Here is a 15,867-nt window from a genome sequence, read left to right as displayed (position 1 = left end):
TGAACCCGGGATGGGCAAGATATTTAGCTATGACGATGGAGTACATAAAAAAGTATACTGCAAAAGAAGAACATATCAATTTGCAAGGCAATATAGACGGTTTATATGTTCCGTATTATTTAGCGGATTGCCGCCAATCTTTTATTCATGATGTCTTGAAATTCGATATCGAAGAAGAGGCTCGAAATGGCATAGGCATGGTGCTGTCTAAATATAATATCGATATTTTTCGAACATTAAAAGGAGGAAGTAAATTTTCAGTAAGCTGTACCGTTTCTATAGATAGAAACACGCCAACACTTCTCTATTTTAAACAAGCCGTAACCTTAAGGGGCAAACTTACCACCCGCGGGTTGTTTTCATGGACTTGCAGACCCACCAACGGCGGTCGGTCCTTTTTACCTCCTTCATTATCAAAACAGTTGGACAGGTTATATTAGAGGGGATGTCCAATTTTCAATAATCATTTGTCAATAAAGTAATAACAATAAAAAAGATGGAAACTAGAATTAATGCATTTGAAAAAGGAAAAAAAGCAATGGGTGCTTTATTTACATTAAGCGGATACCTAAAGAAAGCCACGATTGAGCGCGAGCTTCTGGAGCTGGTGGATTTTAGAGTTTCACAGATTAACGGTTGTGCATACTGTTTGGATATGCACTCGAAAGAGTTGAGAGCCATGGGCGAGACCGAGCAACGCCTTTATAGCTTGAGTGCGTGGAGGGAATGTCCATATTATACATCGCGTGAGCGGGCCGCTTTGGCCTGGGCAGAAGCCATCACAAAAACGGAGGTTACCGATGAGGTTTACCGTACAGCGAAAGAAGCTTTCTCTGATGAAGAATTGGTTGATTTAACGCTGGGTATAACAACTATCAATACCTGGAACCGTTTTAACCTGGCTTTCGCCAATACTCCCGGTTCCTATCAAGTAGGTATGTTTGGCTAATTTCATCCCAATAGCTATGAACGAATTTTTGATGATTTTCAGACGCGATTTTGAAACCGAAGACGCGCAACCGTCGCCGATAAGTTTGGAAAAACATTTACAGGAGTGGCAAGAATGGTACAGTAACCTTGCAGCACAGAATCTGTTGGTACAACCATTACGCCGTTGGGACGGCAGCGGAAAGATTGTTAAGAAAAACAAGAGTGTCATAAATGGCCCTTATGCAGAGATTAAGGAATCGGTAGGCGGGATGATCGTGGTGCTTGCTGATGATTATGAGGAAGCAGCCGAAATTGCGAAAGATGCGCCGATTTTGAAATTGGGAGGCAACGTAGAAATCCGTATGGCCGTGCGATAATATGCCCCTGAGCTTCCTGGTTAAGCTGTTAAAAATTGCGTGAACTTGTTTCATGTTGCCGGGAAGCCACGAATCCCCGTCGAGCACGGGGATTCTATTATTTTAACGGAAGTGTTCAATTAATCAATATAAAATACCATGAGTAAGTTTCACACATTTACATCACCCGAAAACCTGTCGGTGATGATTAATTTAAAGAAGATCGCAGCTGTGTCAGCGTTGCGCGATGGCAAATCTAATATCCTATTGGATAATGGTCATAACATAATAGTAGAAGAGCAGGTCCATAATATACAAACCGAGCTAGATAGCGATAAACAGTAAGGCTCGCCTCCTAAATACTGCGTTTAGGTTTTTAACCGTAAGTATGAAGCAACTATTTATAAAGCGTAAATACGAATTATTACTGTTTGCACTGATGCAACATCTCTACATGGGGGCATTGGTAAGTGATATACGTTTTTACATCGAAGTATTATGGCCGATCAATATGCTTATTCTTTCGTTAGCCAGCATCGTTGTTTTTATGAAAAGAGGGCGGGCGAAAACCATGTTCAGAAATGTGATGGCTATTGTTGTCATCACATTTCCTATTTTGTTACCACTCTTTCAAAAGTGCCCTATCTATATGTTTATGCTCAACCTATGTTACGTTATATTTTTTGTTTTTATTTTTTTAGAAGTCTTTCGTTTTTTGGTTAAACCAAGCTATATCAATACCGATATTATCTCCGCCGCTGCCTGTGGGGTGTTTTTAATTATTGAAATATTCGTCTTCGTCTTTCAGCTTTTTGCGTATCACAATCATACTGCTTTTAAAGGACTTGACTATACAAGTCCGGCGTACATCTTTACTGACTTGGTGTATTATTGTTCTATTACTTTTACGACGATCGGTTATGGAGACATTACACCCAACATTCATAATACGAAGCTTATCGCTTCTTTAATAGGTGTTATCGGTCAGTTTTATTCTGTCGTCCTTTTAGGTATTCTCATCAGCAAGTTTACCGGATCTATAAATAGCACTAAAAAGTAGCTATTGATTAGTTAATTGCTGTCTTTTAAGTACGGTGTTTTACATCAAGATATCGTTTATAGGTTCATAGGATGCAGGCAGATTGGTTTCACCTAACATCTCCCGTAATTCAATTTCGATACTTCTACTCATATGGGTGATGGGGACATCATTAGCACCTCCTTCAAAGGGATTTTCAGTTGATTCTCCTATTTGCTCCAATACTAAAAATACCCAGCCGATCAGGACACTTAGCGGAACAGCAAGCCAAATAATGTGTGAACCATATTTGTCAATCAGTTTGGAAAACTCGCCGATAAAGCCAAGAGGTAAAAAAAAGCATAGCGCAGACGTGAAATAGAGACTGATGCTTGAGAATTGCCTTGGATACGGAAAGTTCTTGATACGTTCGCACTTGCCTTGGCTGTCTAATAGACTTTTTAATTGATTTTCCAATGCAATGTAGTTTGGGGCAATGAGCATATCTTTTTCGTTCAATTTTCGTAAATGAGCCGACTGGAAGCGAATTAAATGGGTAGCACGATTTTTTGTAAGAAGTGCAGCTTGCAATTCTTCTGCTGATAGGAAGGGTTTTATTTCATTTTCTAAATTACCTTCCCATTCCGGAACATGATAGTATCGTAGAAACTCGCGATTATAACTTCTGGTTTGTATATTTTCCCAGCTCTTTGTTTCGCGTAGTTGGAAGCGAAGTGCTGTTAACCACGCAAAGTGACGGTAGATGAACTGCCTTTGTAAGGCAATTTCTTCTTCTTTATTTTCAAGTCGTAAAAAGTCTTTGACCATAATACCAAACGTCCGACTATCTGTTTCGATTGATCCGAGTATCTGTCGTGCTTCCCAAGTGCGATTATAGGTTTGCGTATTTCGAAATCCGGAAATAAAAGCCGTGGCGGTTCCAAGTAAAGCTACAGGTACCCATGGGATGGCTAACCATTCTAGGTGGAAGAAATAAAATAGAGTGGTAAAGATGACACTAAATGCAAGTATTTTGTATACTTTGACGCGTGTCCACCAGATAAAGTGTTTGATTTTATAGTTGTTTGCGGTATTCATTGTATTTTATAACGGAGCGTTTTGTCTGATTATCGTATTGAAAATTTGTTAAATTATGCGCCGTAAAATTAAAGCCTACAATTTTTTTTTATGCAGTATTTATAAGCTTAAAGCCATTTTTAATCACCTATATAGGGGATATACCAAGGTACTTTTTGCTTATTAGTGCCATGATTAAATACAGGATGAGTAGAAAAGGGTTAATGAACGTTATAACAAAGTAGATTTGGACTTTGCAACAAAGTGAGTTGTTGCTTTTTTAGAGAACTTTGTCGCATTAATAAATGAATATACTATGTGGACAACGAAAGACATGCCTGATTTATCAGGTAAAGTAGCGATTGTAACAGGAGCCAACACCGGTGTTGGCTTTGAAACAGCAAAAGCGTTATACGAAGCAGGGGCATCGGTTACGATTGCAGCGCGAGACGAGCAGAAAATTAAGCAAGCAATTGAACGGATACGAGCTACGGGAAGCGGAACCGGCTCGCTTGAGGTAGGAATTCTTGATTTGGCCAGTTTAACGAGTGTCAAGCATTTTGCTGATCAGTTCAAAACCCGTTATGAACGCTTAGATCTGCTGATCAATAATGCGGGGGTAATGATTCCGCCGGCATCTAAAACGGAGGATGGATTTGAATTGCAATTTGGCGTGAATTTCCTTGGACATTTTGCTTTAACAGGGTTTTTGCTCCCATTGTTGGAGAAGGCAGCGAGGGCGCGTGTAGTGACGCTTTCTAGCGGTGCGGCCATCCGCGCTGAAGGGATTGATTTCGATAATTTAAAATTAGAGAAGCCTTATGACGCTTGGCGCGAATACGCGGTCAGTAAATTGGCGGATGTGATTTTCACAAATGAACTTAACCGCCGGTTGCAGGCAAGTAATAGTAGTGTGCTATCTGTGGCTGCTCATCCAGGGGTTACACGCACGGATCTGCAACGTCATATTCCGAATGATGAACTTGAAGTATTGCTTGCTCAATTTGATAGCGTGATGGAACCTTGGCAGGGAGCCTTGCCTACCTTGTTTGCGGCTACGTATCCTAGTGTCAAAGGGGGGGATTTCTATGGACCGGATGGCGACCATGAATATGTCGGTTATCCCGCGCTTTCAAAGCATGCTACTGCCTATATGCATGATGAGGTTTTGGCTACACACTTGTGGGCGTATGCCGAAAGGGCCACGGGTGTTCACTACTTTCTATAAGTTTGGATCATTAAATTGAAATCATTTTGCGCGTCACTAATATTCACTCTTGCCATTTAGGCCCTGAAATTTCGCCGGAGCAGTTTATTTCAGATCATTTTTTTCTTTGTTTGCTGCGGGGATCCATGGTTGCCTATGATGGCCAAAAGACCTATACTTTACAACCCGGCGATTATTGCATCGCTCGGAGAAATCATTTGGTACGGTATACTAAATACAAGGATCATGATCGCTTTGAGAAAATCATCATCACCTTTGATGAACCTTTTCTGAGAAAATTTCTGGAACGCTATCCGACTGATTTTTCTGCAACGATTAATAATGACTCCTTTGTTTTTGTACAGAAAGAGACACTCATTGCTAATTTTATCCAATCGTTAAAGCCTTATTATAATGGTGAAGAAACAATTGACGAAGTCTTTGCAGACATCAAACGCGAAGAGTTGCTGCTGATTCTGCTACGGGCCGAACCCAACTTGGCAGCCGTTTTTTTCAATTTTGGTGCACCGGCGAAAATCGACCTAGAGGAATTTATGAATAGAAACTTCCGTTTTAATATCAGTTTGGAACGCTTTGCTTTTTTAACGGGCAGAAGTCTTTCATCTTTTAAACGGGATTTTTACAACATCTTCCATGATACACCTCGGAATTGGTTGAGAAAAAAACGATTGGATGAAGCACATTTTCAGTTAAGCAAAAATAATCTAAAAACAAGTGAGGTTTACCTGGAAGTTGGATTTGAGGACTTGTCGCATTTTTCTTTTGCGTTTAAAAAGCAGTTTGGTTACACCCCCAGTGAGCTTACATACGGAAAAAATGCTAAATAAAATAATGCAGGCTTAAGCTTAACGACGCGGAAAGCCTGCATTGTTATCAAAAATAATTGCCTTCTATATGAAGCTGAAAGTCTTCTTTCTTCTACTCGCGTATGCATCAAGGCTCCAGGTGTAACTTTCTACTTTTGTCAACAATAAGCTTGCGAAGCTGACAACAAAAACCGAATAATTAAACGGTGCTCTGTAGTTCAGGAAGAACAGCATACTAATAGCAAACAATAAGGTAAGTAGAAAGCTTCCGAGAGCCGCCAAACGAGTTTTGTATCCGATAATCAATAAAACAGCAATTACGCATTCTGCTACAGTGGCAAGAATCCCAAGAAAAGAAGCCATTGGTAAATTAACATAGGGTATAAGCAAGTGGGTATAATCGACAAAATGCTGCCAATTACCCCAGCCAACCCCAGGATCTCCCGGTTGTCCGAGCCATCCTAATCGATCCATAACAGGTAGTAAAAAGCCAATGCCCAGGGCGAGTCGCAGCAATAATTGAGCAATCGAATTTTTTGTTTCCATATTTATATAATTTTCCCGCTTAACCACTCCTTCATGGCAACCTTTCCGAGATGAGCCGAACCCTCTGGAACTAAAGCAGATTTCGCGATTGTCGCGCCGAAATACTCATGTTTGTCGGTTGGAATTATTTTTTTTGCGCTGTCATTCTGTTTGAGGTAGGCAGTTACGAAGTTAATTAAATCGTCTTTTTCTGGTCCTGCTATCTCTTCAAGGGCATTAGTGGGCTGTTCAAGCGCAAATTCTGTAACGAAGGCGGCCACATCTACGGCGGCTATCGGCTGAAAGCTTATATCGGAAACATAAACGTCATTACCTTGCGTGCCAATTGCTGCAACTGTTGGTACAAACTCTAAAAACTGTGTACTCCGGATAATGGTATATGGTGTGCCGGAAGCTTTGATTAGGTCTTCTTGCATTTTTTTTGCGCGCATATAGCCCATGTTTTGCATGCGATCTACGCCAACAATTGATAAGGCTACATGATGTTTTACAGAGGCTTTACTTTTCGCAGCTATCAGGTTGCGGCCAGCTGTTTGAAAAAAATCGAGTGCAGGCGCATCGTCAAACGATTTCGAATTTGCTAGGTCAATGATGATGTCTGTACCTGCCATTGCTTCATCAAGTCCTGTGCCTGTAAGGGCGTCAATGCCGTTTGTGGGTGATCCTGGTATCACATCATGGCCAAGTTTGGTAAGGTTGCGTGCTACCATCGTTCCGATAAGGCCTGTGCCACCGATAATTAAAATTTTCATAGTATTTAAAGGTTACTTGTTTTATGTGTATTATCATTCATTTTCTCGTTTTTAGCGCCAAGTCTATATGTTTTTTTAGTTAAACGAATAGCGCATCAAAACTACTCATGCGAAAAAAAAATATCTTCAGCACCTGCAAATCAGGGTGAATGTATTAAACGTATACCAGGATTTAAAGTCCTCTTCTTGATGTTTAACGCACAGGGGTAATTAAGTGATCTAATGTTTTTCGAATAGCTTCTAAACGCGTCTCTACGGTATCCCTATCAAACTCTATTCCCTCAAAAAGGAGTTCCTGCACATCATCTATCCCCATAATATGAAAGACGGTTTTTAAGTAATCACTTTGAAAATTAAGGTGTGCATTAAATTCGCCTTTTGAGTAGCCGCTGTTCCCGCGCGAGATCAGTAGATATACACTTTTATTTTGAAGTAGACCTCGATAAGGATCAGCCGGAATACCGGTAATTTGAATAGTTTCGTTAACCCGTATTACCTGATCGATGTAGGCTTTTAAGCTACTTGGAACAGACCAATTGTACATGGGGGTAGCTACCACAATTACGTCTGCTTCTTTGAGTTCTTTGATGAGTGTATCGCTGATTTTTAATGCTTCGAGATCCTCTTCTGAGCGGAGATGTGCTGGTTTAAATGCCCCTGCAATCCAGGCTTCTGTTACATGGGGTATGTCTCCTTTTCCTAATTCTCTATATATAATCTGTGCCGTTGGTTGCTTATTTATCCAGCTTTCAACAAAGTGCTTGCTTAGGCGTCTGCTAATAGATCTGTCGGTACGGGGACTTGCATTGATAATTAAAACTTTACTCATTTTATTTTTATTTATAGCTTGTAAGAACAGTTATTAATTTTTTCTACATAAGATTGCTGGAAAATGAATGCGTAAAACTAACTCCGCACTTGCTGGGTATAGTCGGATTTTCGTTGAATCACCTTTTTACCGCGTTGAATTGGCTTGTTAATCGGATGAGTGCCCTGGATTAGCTAATCATCAATGAAGATGATTCTTTTATTGGTCCTTTGATTTTGGAGAAAAATTAATTACATCTTTCGTTTAACGACCTAAATAGGCTGTTTGTCTCAGTAAAAGCCTTAACCATCGAAATTTTAGGGAAGCAAACGGGTGTTGTTTTAATTTTAATGAAGATTATACAATGTGTCAAGTATTTATACGGAATAGGCGATTTGTCCAATAAATCAGATGAAAAAGGGGATTAAGTAGCTTATCTGCCTGTTATTTTTGCATAGAATTGAGGTGACAAAAGTAATGACAACAAAAATTCCAACATGGCCGCTCAAGGAACATTTATCCGGTATACGTATCAATAGGATGAGTGACACCTATCTTACCGGTCTTTTTGAGGATATTTCGAAATTGCATCGGAACGACCATTTTCTGCTAATTAAGTTCGTGCGAGGCGAAGCTGAACTTTTGGTGGATTTTAAAAAAGCGTCGCTTGGTCTTGGAAGCATTTTTTTTCTACAGCCCGGACAGGTTTTGCAGATGGTTCGTTTTCAGCAAGTTGAAGGTTGGGTATTATATCTGGATAATAAGCTGATTGATGATCATGTTCGCCTAATGATTGAGGATTCGCTTTTTAGAGGGCCACTGCTCTCATTGACGGAGTCAGATTCGGAATGGTTCAATAGCTATTTGTCTTTATTACTAAAGACCTATTATGACCAAGATTTTTCGAGCCTTCATAGACATATTCTAACCGCTATGGTTGCACCTATCGTTTATAAGGTAGCCTCTATATTTCAGGCGAATGCAAGTAGTTTGGTGGATCGGCACTCACAGCGGAGTGTGGAGCTCACGAAGGTTTTTAAATGCTTTGTAAGGAATCGTTTCAAAGAGCTCAAGAAACCGAAAGATTATGCGGGTTTGATGCATATTTCAATCAGTTATTTAAACGATACAGTAAAGTCGGTAACCGGCTTTACACTTTCCTATTTTATCCAGCAGGAAATGCTGCGGGAGGCACAGCGATTGCTTTGTTATACGGATTTGAGTGTAAAGGAGATTTCGTCATCCTTAGGTTACGAAGATTACAAATATTTCAATCGTCTTTTTAGCAAACTTACCAAAACCTCGCCGGGGCGATTCAGAAAAGAATTTAAACAAACAAAAACTAGTTGACGAAGCAAGGCTGAGTTAATATAAAATTTTATGGCTTTTAATTTTTACGGAAACTATCCGTAAGGAATATCCTTTGCCCTGATTTTTCAAAGTGATTGCTGATTAAATGGATATGAAGATAATTAATATGATAACAGGTAAAATAACAAAATGGCTGAAGCTTCCTTATTTAAGCACCGTCATTTTCTGCGTTCAACTATGTTTGCAAGCAAATGCACAATCTACCGATGCAAGAATTGGACTCAGTTTAGCGGATGCCATAGCACGTGCCAGGGAGGCGAATAAGCTAATTGGTGTCGCGCGGAAGGAACAGCAAGCCGCGAGCGTCGATCTTGTGGAAGCGAAGCGTGAAGCACTACCACAGGTCAATGCAAGCTTGGGATACCAACGATATAGCGAGATTACCTTGTATGAAGGATTATTCGGAGAGGTGAGTCATCAAACTAAGCCACCTAACTCCAATGCAGGTGGATTAAATGTCGAGTCTTCGTTTAATCTCTATGCGGGTGGAAGGCAAAAAGCGATTATTCAGGGCCTTAAACTTAAAAATGAACTGGCTGCACTTAATACAGAAGAAACAGAGGCGAATATTGGACTGCAGACAGCGCTTCGTTATTTAGAGCTGGTTAAGATTTATTATCAGCAGCAGGTGATAGTCGATCAAGTGGACAGAACGCGTATCCTTAGGAAAAATATAGAAGCCTTATATGCCAATGGTAAAGTAACCAGGAGCGACCTGCTCCGCGCGGAGGTTTTATTATCCAATGCGGAAGTTAATCAACAAGCAAGCACAAATGATTATGCGATCGGCAATGAGCAACTAAATGTGCTGCTAGGATTGGATGATCATACGCTGGTTATTCCTAGTGATACAAATGCACTTGTGCTTATTGACAGTGCACGTATTAGTGGCATGCAACAGGGGGATGTGCACATCTATAGCTTATTGAAAATCGATAAGAATATCGAAATTCAACAGCGTCGGATTCAACAGCTAGCCTCTTTTAATCTACCCTCAGTTTCTTTATTTGCCGGTTATGGCTTTAATTATCCTAATAATTTTTTCTTCCCTCCACAAGATCAAACGGTTGGTATAGGTATGGCAGGTATCAAACTGAGCTATAATATTTCCTCCTTATATCAGAATAGGAACCGCATTAGTGCGGCCCGGATCCGTGTGGATGGCCTGAAACAACAAAAGGAATGGGTGCAGGAAGGTGTCCAACAAGAGATCAGGGCATTAATTATTAAATATCATGAAGCGTTAAGCCGAATAGCGGTGGTTAAAACATCAATCGAACAGGCTAAAATAAACTACGATATACAGAACACTAAATACCTGAATCAATTAAGCTTATTGACCGATTTGCTGCAGGCGGATAATTTATATCAAGAGGCTAGATTCAGCTATATACAAACCAATATCAATGCACTAGCGATCTATTATCGCTTATTATTTGTTACCGGAAAAATTTACGAAAATGAAATCTAAACAAAACGAACTGATAGGACTGAGCAATAAAATTACGCTGGGTGTCTCGTTGCTCGCAATGTGTGTCGGCGTATTTTACTTTCTACGTTATATGGCTTATATTAACGATTACGAGGATACCAATGACGCGCAGGTTGAATCATATATTAACCCCGTTTCTGCTAGGGTTGGTGGTTTTATTGATCGCGTGCTTTTCGAAGAGCATCAACAAGTGAAGCGGGGGGATACTTTGTTGGTACTGGATAACCGTGAGTATCTGCAAAAAGTGAAGGAAGCAGAAGCGTTACTCGAAGATACGGAAGCACAGCTAGGTGTTCTTGCTGCCAGCATTCATAGTGCAAAAACAGCCACCTTAGTCAACAAAGATCAGATAAGCGCGGCAAAGGCTAAACTTTGGCAGCAGGAACAGGAAGTTGGACGCTTCAGAAATCTATTAAGTGCCGAGGCGGTGACTGTATCCGACTTTGAAGTTGTGCAAACTAAATACGATGTATTAAAAAGCGATTACAGTGCAGCAAATAATAGCCTTAAAACAAATAACAGCAAAGTGCTGGAACTGGAAGCGAGGTATAAATCGTTAATCGCAGCCAAGAAAAGAGCTGAGGCTACGTTGGATTTGGCTAGGCTCAATTTAAGTTATACGGTTATTACCTCACCGTATACTGGATTTACCGGTAGAAAAGCACTATTAGAAGGGCAACAGATACAGCCTGGGCAGCCCTTGGTATCGGTCGTGAATAGTAAGCTGAAATGGGTGATCGCCAACTTCAAAGAAACGCAGGTGGCGGCAATGTTTGTGGGGCAGTCAGTCAAAATCGAAGCGGACGCTTTTCCCGAAAAGCGCTTCCATGGCCGAATTGAAGCTATTGCGGCGTCTACCGGCTCGAAATTTTCTTTGCTGCCGACCGACAATTCGACTGGGAATTTTGTTAAGATTATACAAAGAATCCCTGTTAAAATCGCTTTTGAAGAAGGTGAAGCTGATGTTTTGAAAGCTGGCATGAATGTGAAAGTAATTGTGAAGAAAAGACGTTAAAGATGGGACCTGCTATTTTTTTTCATGGCTGGACATTGCGAAGAATCCACCTGCTTAGAGGCATTTTGATTTTAATTATGTTTGCCGCCATTGCGCAATTTGCGTCTTTCGCGTTGATTCAGGGGCATGTAGTTGCTTTTTACGGTGCGCAAGCAGAGGATGTTTCTTTTGCATGGCTAATAGCTTATGTTGGTATTGCAACGGCCCTACCGCTGCAGTTTAAAGTGGCTGGCTCGTTTAACGTCAGAACCTATCTTTTACTATCTTTTTTATTAAGTATGACGCTGAATTTAGGGTTTACGTATACACAAAATTTGTGGTTATTCTCGGTACTTCGTTTTTTTACAGGAGTGACTACATGCCTCGTTGTTGGGCGTACACTGGTGCTACTTTTTACAACCTTGCCAGAAACAAAACGTGTTTTGATAGGGACCTCTTTTTTCTTTTCCTTGATTTTAATTGGTGGCCCACTGGTGAGCTGGGGCGCCTCTTGGGTGGTGGATAGGATGGATTGGACCGCTTTTTATTACGTGCTGATGGGATTGCAACTATTAGCCATGGCTTTTGTTATTGCAGTCTTTAAGGGAAACACACCGCAAGCCAAAATACCACCTGCTGACTGGCCTGGCGCGATGCTCTTTGCCATTGCTGGGGGAGCGCTGGCTTTCGCAATGATCTATGGACCAAGATATTATTGGCTGGCTGATCCGCCAATTGAGATAGCGGCCGTCCTAGTGCTTATCTTCACTTTGTTGTTTATATGGCGGCAGCGTATAATATCCTTTCCGCTTATTGATCTGGTTGTATTCAAATATCGAAGGTTTATCTTCGGTCTGCTGCTGCTTATTTTCTTTTACGGTGTGAAGGATAGCTTGAATTTAATTTATGGTTATGCTGTTTCGGTTAAGGGATGGAGCGCTCAAGATATCGTGGAAGCGACTACTTTTAACGTAGTGGGGATTGTATTGGCAACCATTATTTCTGTAATAGCTATTCTGCAGCACAAAAGAAATTTGATACCCTTGATATTAGTGGGCTTCTTAGTACTTTTCGCTTATCATCTTTACTTTTCTACGCTAATCAGCCACGACCTTTCGGTAGCGAACTTGTCGATTCCGATTTTTACGCACGGATTTGCCTGTGGATTGCTATTTGTGCCGATAAGTATACTTTGCATCACCGCTTTGCCTCCCCAAAATGCGCTAACAGGTATTGTGATTTGTACGTATGCACGCTTTATTGCCTCCCTAAATTCAATAGCGGGTTTTTTTACCTTACAGCTTGTTTGCAACCGGAAACATACAGATGTTTTTATAGCGAATCTTAATTTTCTTAATCAGCAATTTGTGGAACGAAGAAGCTTTTTCGACAATTTTTTGCTTGCTACAGGTTTTTCAAACGCTGATGCAGGTAAGATATCTAATACAATGCTTGCCAAATCGCTGGCAACACAAGCACAGCTCGCTACCATACGGAGTATCTTTCTCTTGTTTACCGCGATGATTGGATTGATGATCCTCTTCTTATTCATCTATCTATTATGGAGCTGGAAACAAAGGTTAGTCGCTCAAAGAGTGTCATAATTATTAGGAATGTATGGACGGCAAAACAAAGTTAATTTGGACCTTGCAACAAAACTACCTGCGGTTTTATTGCAGAGTTTTGTGGTAAACAAACGAAACAATGGAAAATCAAACCGTATTGGTAACCGGTGGCACCGGCTTTGTAGCAGTGCATACGGTACTGCAGTTATTGCAAAAAAATTATCGCGTCAGAACCACCGTTCGTACTTTTGCTAGAAAGGATGACGTTATTAAGGCTTTGATGGGTAGCGGAATCAGCAATCTTGACAATTTATCCTTCTTTGAGGCTGATTTAAATGAGGATAGTGGATGGGCAGAAGCTATACAGGGTTGTGATTATGTGTTACATGTAGCATCACCTTTCCCCGCGGAAGAACCCGCAGACGAAAATGAGTTAATTAAGCCAGCGCGTGATGGCGCATTAAGGGTATTAAAGGCTGCGCGAGACGCAGGTGTAAAGCGGGTGGTTTTGACTTCTTCTTTTGCGGCTATTGGTTACAGTATTGATTCGAAAAACCATGTGTATACGGAAGATGATTGGACCGACCCAACTGCTGCAATTCCACCCTATATAAAATCAAAAACAGTGGCAGAAAAAGCAGCTTGGACCTTTATGGAAAGGGAAGGCGGTAATCTGGAGCTGTCTGTTATTAACCCGGTGGGCATCTTCGGCCCGATACTGGGAGCTATTTCTTCCGCTTCGGTAGATGTGGTCATCAAAGGAATCACGAATGGAATAACCCGTCAGAGTCCGCCATTTACCATGGGCGTGGTAGATGTGCGGGATATAGCAGACATTCACATCAAGGCGATGTTGCATCCCCAAGCAAAAGGGCAGCGTTTCTTGGCAACCTCAGACGGTATTATGAGCTTTTACGATGTAGCACAGCTGATTAAACGAGAGAGACCACAGCTTGCAGCTAATATTGCTGACATGACGAATACGGACAAGTCCTTTTATATCAAGTTAAGCAACGAAAAGGCCAAGTCTGTTTTAAATTGGCAGCCGCGTACAAAGGAGGAAGCTATTCTTGCGAGTGTAGATAGCCTGTAGCCTTGATACAGAACCTAGTAACCTGGGTTCTGTACTATTTTACTATTAGCAGCGATGACAGTATATGGAATGGGGTTCATATACATTTTTTTGCTAAATACATGTGGGTGATTATTTAATGGAAGTCGTTCATACTGCCATTCTCCTGCGTTGTCGTTAGGACTGCTATTTTGTATTTTCATGCCGTGTAGAGGTTTATTCATCACATCGAAGGCGATGCGCCAACGAATTAAATCGTAAAAACGTTTGTTTTCAAAGCAAAGCTCTACACGCCTTTCGTTCCGAATCACCTCGCGCATTTGCTCCTGCGTAAGCACACTGGCCCCGTAAGTATCCTCAATACTCGGTAAGCCACGCTTAGTTCGGAGTTCATTTATAACCGCATATACTTCATTGGGGCCGTAGGCTTCGTTTTGCGCTTCAGCAAAATTCAACAGTACTTCCGCATAACGTATAAAAATATAGTTGATGCCATAACTCCAGGCAGCGGGTTCATTATCTGGATCCATCCGCTTTTTAAAATAATAACCTGTTCGGGTTACATCCGACTGAGCAAGTTCAATTTCATTTTTTGAAGGATTAACGCGGTCAATACGAGTATAAATCGTATCTGTCTGAGGCATCCAATTCATCTTATAAGGTGCGCCATCGTATACAATGAAATAGTAAAAGCGTGGCTCTCGATTGAGGTAGGGATGTTTGGGGTCATAACCCGACTGTGAGTCGGAAATAGGTAATCCGTTAGCCATCCGAAAGGCATCGACTAGTTCTTGTGTTGGACAGAAATTGCCCCAAGTATAATATTTACCGAGTATGTAGGTGGGTCCACCTTTTTGGGCAAAATCACTTTCTAAATTTGTAACATTGGCTTTTAACTGCCTATCCCAAATAACCTCTGAATTATACTCTGTAGCTTCCGACCATAACAATTCCATATTATCAAACAATCTGTAGGTACCACCGTATAGATCAATAAATTTTCGATTGGTAGCTGCTGCGATTTCCCAACGACGCTGATCGTAATTACCGAAGCCCACCAAGGTTGTTTGTTCGGCAGCGGCACCGGTTCCTTCAGCCGCTGCGGGGATGCTACTATTAAAACTCGGGCTGGCTGCATATAGTTCAACCCAACCGCACAGCGCCAATGCGGCACCCAGCGTTGCTCTGCCCGCATCACTGTCACCGTTGTTATATTTAACTGCTAAATAAGCGTTATCAACGATATCCTTTAATTCGCTAATGATGAAATTAAAGGTTTCTTCGAAAGTATTTCGTTTTCGATAAAGCAATTCGTCGGGCATCTCTTTCCTGTCTAGCGGTTCTGTAAGGAGTACCAGACCGCCGATATGCTGCCAAAGTCCGGCATAAAAAAAGGCACGTAAAAATCGGACTTCATCTCTTCTTTTGTTATACCAAGCTGTTGAGTAATTATTCTTATGAAGCTCGGTTTGTTGTAAAAACTCATTACAGCGGCGCACTTTATCGTATGTATACGACCATCCCGTGAAATCATTGGCTACTGCATCTTGAATCATTGGATGGCCATCTTCTATTTCTGGAGTGACAATACCTTGCTTCCATTGCCAGGATAGCCAATAAGGACCACCATCATTATCGTCTGTATAATTGTCTAAAGGGTCGGGCGTATTAGGTCTATTTAGTCGTTGGTAGATGCCATTCAAATAGACATCGGCATTCGCTTCACTTGCCCACTGTGTTTGTTCTGTTAGTGTATTGGTTGGTGTTGTGTCGAGAAATTTATTACAGGAGATATGCACGCTTATTATCATGCAGGTGAGAATGCGAATAAGTAGGCTGCGTTTCATATTGT

The 15,867-nt window shown here is 41.1% G+C and carries 17 protein-coding genes; 12 read left to right on the top strand and 5 right to left on the bottom strand.

Annotation, left to right across the window (positions count from 1 at the left end):
- The first annotated feature begins 35 nt into the window (after positions 1 to 35).
- The 5 genes from ACH11B_RS26230 to ACH11B_RS26210 all read left to right on the top strand — a co-directional run bounded on the left by ACH11B_RS26230 (position 36) and on the right by ACH11B_RS26210 (position 2,346).
- Positions 36 to 440, top strand: coding sequence for a thioesterase (locus ACH11B_RS26230; RefSeq protein ID WP_013668088.1), 405 nt, complete (start codon positions 36 to 38; stop codon positions 438 to 440).
- Positions 441 to 496: 56 nt separating this feature from the next.
- Complete coding sequence (locus ACH11B_RS26225; RefSeq protein WP_013668087.1) at positions 497 to 949, top strand: carboxymuconolactone decarboxylase family protein; 453 nt, start codon at positions 497 to 499, stop codon at positions 947 to 949.
- 16 nt (positions 950 to 965) lie between these two features.
- Positions 966 to 1,307, top strand: a complete 342-nt coding sequence (locus ACH11B_RS26220) for a YciI family protein (protein WP_013668086.1) — start codon at positions 966 to 968, stop codon at positions 1,305 to 1,307.
- A gap of 138 nt (positions 1,308 to 1,445) precedes the next feature.
- On the top strand, positions 1,446 to 1,631 hold the full coding sequence (locus ACH11B_RS26215; protein ID WP_013668085.1) for a hypothetical protein: 186 nt from the start codon (positions 1,446 to 1,448) through the stop codon (positions 1,629 to 1,631).
- Between the two features lie 43 nt (positions 1,632 to 1,674).
- On the top strand, positions 1,675 to 2,346 hold the full coding sequence (locus ACH11B_RS26210) for a potassium channel family protein (RefSeq protein WP_149106089.1): 672 nt from the start codon (positions 1,675 to 1,677) through the stop codon (positions 2,344 to 2,346).
- A gap of 39 nt (positions 2,347 to 2,385) precedes the next feature.
- Here ACH11B_RS26210 and ACH11B_RS26205 read toward each other — a convergent pair whose 3' ends face one another.
- The gene (locus tag ACH11B_RS26205; protein ID WP_149106088.1) at positions 2,386 to 3,402 is read right to left on the bottom strand and encodes a bestrophin family protein; all 1,017 of its coding nucleotides are present in this window, start codon (positions 3,400 to 3,402) and stop codon (positions 2,386 to 2,388) included.
- A gap of 295 nt (positions 3,403 to 3,697) precedes the next feature.
- On the opposite strand from ACH11B_RS26205, the gene ACH11B_RS26200 reads away from it, so the two are divergent.
- Positions 3,698 to 4,609 (top strand): oxidoreductase, encoded by a 912-nt coding sequence (locus ACH11B_RS26200; protein ID WP_377611255.1) that lies wholly within the window; start codon positions 3,698 to 3,700, stop codon positions 4,607 to 4,609.
- Between the two features lie 26 nt (positions 4,610 to 4,635).
- Entirely contained in the window at positions 4,636 to 5,436 is an 801-nt protein-coding gene (locus tag ACH11B_RS26195) for a helix-turn-helix domain-containing protein (protein WP_377611253.1), read from the top strand.
- Between the two features lie 63 nt (positions 5,437 to 5,499).
- Here ACH11B_RS26195 and ACH11B_RS26190 read toward each other — a convergent pair whose 3' ends face one another.
- The 3 genes from ACH11B_RS26190 to ACH11B_RS26180 all read right to left on the bottom strand — a co-directional run bounded on the left by ACH11B_RS26190 (position 5,500) and on the right by ACH11B_RS26180 (position 7,542).
- Positions 5,500 to 5,961 carry a DoxX family protein gene (locus tag ACH11B_RS26190; RefSeq protein ID WP_377611251.1) on the bottom strand — a complete coding sequence of 154 codons (462 nt, stop codon included), beginning with the start codon at positions 5,959 to 5,961 and terminating at the stop codon, positions 5,500 to 5,502.
- A gap of 2 nt (positions 5,962 to 5,963) precedes the next feature.
- Positions 5,964 to 6,713 carry an SDR family oxidoreductase gene (locus tag ACH11B_RS26185; RefSeq protein ID WP_377611249.1) on the bottom strand — a complete coding sequence of 250 codons (750 nt, stop codon included), beginning with the start codon at positions 6,711 to 6,713 and terminating at the stop codon, positions 5,964 to 5,966.
- 193 nt (positions 6,714 to 6,906) lie between these two features.
- A complete protein-coding gene (locus ACH11B_RS26180; RefSeq protein WP_149106084.1) occupies positions 6,907 to 7,542 on the bottom strand; it encodes an FMN-dependent NADH-azoreductase in 636 nt (211 codons plus the stop codon).
- A gap of 456 nt (positions 7,543 to 7,998) precedes the next feature.
- Here ACH11B_RS26180 and ACH11B_RS26175 point away from each other — a divergent pair, with 456 nt between their 5' ends.
- The 5 genes from ACH11B_RS26175 to ACH11B_RS26155 all read left to right on the top strand — a co-directional run bounded on the left by ACH11B_RS26175 (position 7,999) and on the right by ACH11B_RS26155 (position 14,036).
- Positions 7,999 to 8,871, top strand: coding sequence for an AraC family transcriptional regulator (locus ACH11B_RS26175; RefSeq protein ID WP_149106083.1), 873 nt, complete (start codon positions 7,999 to 8,001; stop codon positions 8,869 to 8,871).
- A gap of 112 nt (positions 8,872 to 8,983) precedes the next feature.
- Entirely contained in the window at positions 8,984 to 10,363 is a 1,380-nt protein-coding gene (locus ACH11B_RS26170) for a TolC family protein (RefSeq protein WP_168204586.1), read from the top strand.
- A complete protein-coding gene (locus tag ACH11B_RS26165) occupies positions 10,353 to 11,399 on the top strand; it encodes an HlyD family secretion protein (RefSeq protein WP_377477568.1) in 1,047 nt (348 codons plus the stop codon). The genes ACH11B_RS26170 and ACH11B_RS26165 overlap by 11 nt, the downstream gene beginning before the upstream one ends.
- Before the next feature lie 2 nt (positions 11,400 to 11,401).
- Positions 11,402 to 12,982 carry an MFS transporter gene (locus tag ACH11B_RS26160; RefSeq protein WP_377611247.1) on the top strand — a complete coding sequence of 527 codons (1,581 nt, stop codon included), beginning with the start codon at positions 11,402 to 11,404 and terminating at the stop codon, positions 12,980 to 12,982.
- A gap of 100 nt (positions 12,983 to 13,082) precedes the next feature.
- On the top strand, positions 13,083 to 14,036 hold the full coding sequence (locus ACH11B_RS26155; RefSeq protein ID WP_149106079.1) for an aldehyde reductase: 954 nt from the start codon (positions 13,083 to 13,085) through the stop codon (positions 14,034 to 14,036).
- A gap of 14 nt (positions 14,037 to 14,050) precedes the next feature.
- Here the strand turns inward: ACH11B_RS26155 and ACH11B_RS26150 are convergent, their stop codons facing one another.
- On the bottom strand, positions 14,051 to 15,862 hold the full coding sequence (locus tag ACH11B_RS26150; RefSeq protein ID WP_377611244.1) for a RagB/SusD family nutrient uptake outer membrane protein: 1,812 nt from the start codon (positions 15,860 to 15,862) through the stop codon (positions 14,051 to 14,053).
- Positions 15,863 to 15,867 lie beyond the last annotated feature (5 nt).

This window comes from Olivibacter sp. EAT-5 (assembly GCF_044784325.1).
GTDB classification, from domain to species: Bacteria; Bacteroidota; Bacteroidia; order Sphingobacteriales; family Sphingobacteriaceae; genus Olivibacter; species Olivibacter oleidegradans.
The sequence above is the reverse complement of the archived record's forward strand: the minus strand, read 5'-3'. Positions and strand labels throughout refer to the sequence as shown.

Bases quoted from the DNA above. Each gene is read 5' to 3' on its own strand.
- ACH11B_RS26230 (WP_013668088.1), top strand. From the start codon at position 36: ATGGAGTACATAAAAAAGTATACTGCAAAAGAAGAACATATCAATTTG.
- ACH11B_RS26225 (WP_013668087.1), top strand. From the start codon at position 497: ATGGAAACTAGAATTAATGCATTTGAAAAAGGAAAAAAAGCAATGGGT.
- ACH11B_RS26220 (WP_013668086.1), top strand. From the start codon at position 966: ATGAACGAATTTTTGATGATTTTCAGACGCGATTTTGAAACCGAAGAC.
- ACH11B_RS26215 (WP_013668085.1), top strand. From the start codon at position 1,446: ATGAGTAAGTTTCACACATTTACATCACCCGAAAACCTGTCGGTGATG.
- ACH11B_RS26210 (WP_149106089.1), top strand. From the start codon at position 1,675: ATGAAGCAACTATTTATAAAGCGTAAATACGAATTATTACTGTTTGCA.
- ACH11B_RS26205 (WP_149106088.1), bottom strand. From the start codon at position 3,402: ATGAATACCGCAAACAACTATAAAATCAAACACTTTATCTGGTGGACA.
- ACH11B_RS26200 (WP_377611255.1), top strand. From the start codon at position 3,698: ATGTGGACAACGAAAGACATGCCTGATTTATCAGGTAAAGTAGCGATT.
- ACH11B_RS26190 (WP_377611251.1), bottom strand. From the start codon at position 5,961: ATGGAAACAAAAAATTCGATTGCTCAATTATTGCTGCGACTCGCCCTG.
- ACH11B_RS26185 (WP_377611249.1), bottom strand. From the start codon at position 6,713: ATGAAAATTTTAATTATCGGTGGCACAGGCCTTATCGGAACGATGGTA.
- ACH11B_RS26180 (WP_149106084.1), bottom strand. From the start codon at position 7,542: ATGAGTAAAGTTTTAATTATCAATGCAAGTCCCCGTACCGACAGATCT.
- ACH11B_RS26175 (WP_149106083.1), top strand. From the start codon at position 7,999: ATGACAACAAAAATTCCAACATGGCCGCTCAAGGAACATTTATCCGGT.
- ACH11B_RS26170 (WP_168204586.1), top strand. From the start codon at position 8,984: ATGAAGATAATTAATATGATAACAGGTAAAATAACAAAATGGCTGAAG.
- ACH11B_RS26165 (WP_377477568.1), top strand. From the start codon at position 10,353: ATGAAATCTAAACAAAACGAACTGATAGGACTGAGCAATAAAATTACG.
- ACH11B_RS26160 (WP_377611247.1), top strand. From the start codon at position 11,402: ATGGGACCTGCTATTTTTTTTCATGGCTGGACATTGCGAAGAATCCAC.
- ACH11B_RS26155 (WP_149106079.1), top strand. From the start codon at position 13,083: ATGGAAAATCAAACCGTATTGGTAACCGGTGGCACCGGCTTTGTAGCA.
- ACH11B_RS26150 (WP_377611244.1), bottom strand. From the start codon at position 15,862: ATGAAACGCAGCCTACTTATTCGCATTCTCACCTGCATGATAATAAGC.